Source organism: Streptomyces phytophilus (assembly GCF_013870535.1).
Lineage (GTDB): Bacteria > Actinomycetota > Actinomycetes > Streptomycetales > Streptomycetaceae > Streptomyces > Streptomyces phytophilus.
On sequence record NZ_JACBXC010000923.1, the window covers coordinates 1 to 2,462 of the forward strand.

Annotated in this window: 2 protein-coding genes and 2 pseudogenes; 3 read left to right on the forward strand and 1 reads right to left on the reverse strand. The window is 73.8% G+C overall.

Translation table 11 applies throughout. The features are described 5' to 3' along the window. Both H5J30_RS27210 and H5J30_RS27215 read left to right on the forward strand, forming a co-directional pair. On the forward strand, positions 1 to 313 hold a 313-nt coding region (locus H5J30_RS27210), incomplete at its 5' end, for an oxidoreductase dimerization domain-containing protein (protein ID WP_508470819.1). Between the two features lie 96 nt (positions 314 to 409). Next, a pseudogene (locus H5J30_RS27215) lies at positions 410 to 1,125 on the forward strand (DinB family protein). A 66-nt stretch (positions 1,126 to 1,191) separates the two neighbouring features. Here H5J30_RS27215 and H5J30_RS27220 read toward each other — a convergent pair. After that, positions 1,192 to 1,743: a tellurite resistance TerB family protein gene (locus H5J30_RS27220; protein ID WP_181789967.1), complete on the reverse strand. Its 552-nt coding sequence runs from the start codon at positions 1,741 to 1,743 to the stop codon at positions 1,192 to 1,194. 200 nt (positions 1,744 to 1,943) lie between these two features. Between H5J30_RS27220 and H5J30_RS27225 the strand changes: the two are divergent. After that, a pseudogene (locus H5J30_RS27225) lies at positions 1,944 to 2,462 on the forward strand (hypothetical protein); the annotation flags it as partial.

Here is a 2,462-nt window from a genome sequence, read left to right on the forward strand (position 1 = left end):
CGTCGGGATGTCGCTGGCCGAGGCGGAACGGGCCGGCCACCGGGTGCGCGCGGTGGACGTCGAGATGGGCTCGGTCGCGGGCGCGGGCCTGTTCGCGGACGGCTACCGCGGGCGCGCGCGCATGGTCGTCGACCTGGACGAGGAGATCCTGCGCGGCGTCACGTTCGTCGGGCCGGGGGTGGGGGAGCTGATCCACTCGGCGACCGTCGCGGTCGCGGGGCAGGTCCCGGTGGGCCGGCTGTGGCACGCGGTCCCGTCGTACCCGACGATCAGCGAGGTGTGGCTGCGGCTGCTGGAGGCGTACCGCGGCTGACCCCCCCGGGGGAAATCCGGTCGCTCCCCGCGGGCGGCGCCCGCGGGCCTCCGCAGGGCGTCGCCGCGGGACCCGCGGCCGCGGAGGGAGACGGGGATGGCTGAAGGGCGGGCGGCGAGCGGGCGGTTGGGTCTGCTGCTGGACCAGTTCGACATGGCCAGACAGGCGGCCGGGCTGCGGCTCGCCGGGCTCGGCGACGAGGAGTTCCGCTGGGAGCCGGTGCCCGGCTGCTGGTCGGTCCGGCGCCGGTCGGAGGCGACGACGCCCCGGGCGTACGGGCCGGGGGAGTGGGTCCTCGACAAGGGCGCGGCGGACATCCCCCACAGCGAGTACGCCGGGGTCGCCGAGGACGTCGCCGGGGGCATGTCCGTCGAGAAGGTCGCCCGGGACTGGGACGTGAGCGTCGAGCGGGTCCGCGAAGTCCTCGCCCACACCGGCCCGCTGGAGCCCGACGAGCCCCGGTCACCACCATCGCGTGGCGGCTGGGGCACCTGCACTCGGGCTTCGCCGGCGGCTGGGAGTGGACCTTCGGCGAGCGGCGGCGGGACCCCCGGCTGCTGGTCGACTTCACGCCCTTCGCCGAGCCGGCCGTCGCGCGGTTCTGGGAGGCCGTCGACCGCTGGCGCGACAGCGTCGCCGCCGTCACCGAGGAGCAGTTGGACACCGTCGGCTTCTCGCAGTACCCGTACGCCTCCGATCCCGACGAGCGCTACGTCGACGTGCTGTGGGCGGGCAACCTGGAGTTCATCCACCACATGGCCGAGATCGCGCTGCTGCGCGACCTGTGGCGGGCCCGCTTCGCCGCGGGCTGAGCGCACCGCGTGCCCCGGCCGCCCGCAACGGGCGTACGGGGCACGCGGACCACGGCAGGTCCGGGCTCAGATGCCGAACTCCGAGGGCGGCAGACCGAGCACCGAGCACGCCTCGCGGATCACCTGCTGCTCGGCCGGGTCGACGTGGCCGTCCGCGCTCGCGATGACGAACGCGGTCTGGATCACCGCCCGCGCCTCCGCCGGCTTCTTCTTGGCCTTGGCGATCTCCTGCAGCGCCTCCGCCTTGCCCTGCTGGAAGTCGACCGTGAGCCGGTCGAGATGCTTGGTGAAGCGCTGGCGCAGCTGCTCCGGCGGGAAGTTCTGCAGCACGTCGTTGCTCACGATCAGCGAGTCCATGCGCTCCCGCTCGGCGGGGTGCACGTGCCCGTCCGCGGCTGCCACGAGCGCGCACACCGCCATGCTGGCGTCCCGGTACGCGCCGCTCTTCAGCTCCGTCTTCATCGAGCTGAGCTGCGACTTGAACATGCTCACGAGCTGGGCCTTGGAACCACCGCCCGAGCCCGACGAGCCGGAGCCCTGGCCGCCGGACCGCGCTCCGCCGCCCCGGGATTGCTGAAGGCCCTTGGCCTGGTCCTTGATCCGATCAAACATCGACACTGAATGCCACCTCGGGTTGCGGGCATGCCGCCCGACTTGTCGGTTCCGGTCATCGCACCGAAGACCGCGGTGCCGCGGTCAGTCTCTCAACGCCCCCGCAGGACGCAGAGGTTCCGCATCCACCCGTCCGGGGGACGCCGGAACCGCGCGGGGCGGGGTGCCGTCGAAGAAGTGTGCAGGGGGAGCGACGGGGGAACGGCATGGCGGGGGATCCGGCGGGCGCACGGCTGCGCGCCAGCACGTGGTGGATCACGGCGGCGGTCGTGGTGGGGGCGCTGCTCGCGGGTTACGTGTGGTGGGCGGTGGAGGGCTCGGACGGCTCGCGCGTGTCCGGCCCCGGCGGCGTCGACGGCGCGGTGGTGCCCGGGGTGAAGACCGTGCACTTCGAGCAGGGCCACGGGCTCGCGCCGGTCAGCACGATGCTGCGGACGCCGGCGGACGTGCAGGCGTTCGCCGGCTGGTTCCCGCAGGAGAGCATCGGTGCCAGGCTGCGGGACAAGCTGCTCGCACACGATCTGGACGCGCAGGCGCTGGTCGCCACGAGCTGGAGCAGCGGGTGCACCAGCGCCGAGGGCGCGGTGCTGACGTACGCCGAGAACACCGGCTACGCCGCGCGGCTGACCGGCACGACGACGTACGAGACCTGCGACAGCCCCTGGGACGTGCTCACGGTCTTCGCCGTCCCGGAGAAGGACGTCGGCGCGGACCCGAGGATCGGC